The organism is Neobacillus citreus (assembly GCF_018343545.2).
Taxonomy (GTDB): Bacteria; Bacillota; Bacilli; order Bacillales; family Cytobacillaceae; genus Neobacillus; species Neobacillus citreus.
The window spans coordinates 1-765 of record NZ_JAGYPE020000150.1 but is presented as its reverse complement, the minus strand read 5'-3'; the positions used below and the strand labels follow the sequence as shown (position 1 = coordinate 765).

Sequence of the window (765 nt, the reverse complement as noted above, 5' to 3'; positions counted from 1 at the left end):
TGTTTGTGCGCCCGGCATGGGTGCAGTCTCTAGGGTGTAAGTCCCGAGCCACGAAGGCAGTAGTAGTGGTTAGCTTAACGCAAGGGTGTCCGTGGTGACGCGGAATCTGAAGGAAGCGAGCAGCAAACCTCCGGTCTGAGGAACACGAACTTCATATAAGGCTAGGTATCATTGGACGAGTTTGCAAACCAAAACGAAGTCCTTACTGCCGAAGGTGGTACAGAGTAAATGAAGCAGATAGGTGGAGGGAAAGACTGCATTCTTACCCGGGGAGGTCTGATTGATATACCAAGTACACTTGGTAACCTATCCAGCAATGGATAGCTGAACAATCAGAAGTCAGCAGATGTCATAGTACCATTCTAACTCGAGAAAGGATGGGAAGGACTGAACTATTAAGAAAGAATGAAATCTGCACATTCGGTGATTGCATTGAACACAGACAATCCGAAAGGACTTACCTAAAGGAGGAAGCGGTGAATCCGCTCGGGACTTTAGGAGGGTGGAGCAAGTACCGGCATAAACAGAACCTTCATTCACGTGGAAAGGAATAACATCATGTTAATGGAACGAATTTTATCACGGGAAAATCTCTTAACTGCCCTAAAAAGGGTAGAGCAGAACAAAGGAAGTCATGGCATAGATGGAATGTCCGTAAAATTCCTACGTCGACATCTCTATGAAAACTGGGATTCCCTTCGGGAAGCTTTGAGAACGGGTAACTATCAACCTTCTCCTGTCCGCCGTGTCGAAATCCCGAAACCA

General features: G+C 46.7%; 1 pseudogene. It reads left to right on the top strand.

The features are described from left to right. Positions 1-558 precede the first annotated feature (558 nt). A pseudogene (locus KHB02_RS29655) lies at positions 559-765 on the top strand (group II intron reverse transcriptase/maturase); the annotation flags it as partial.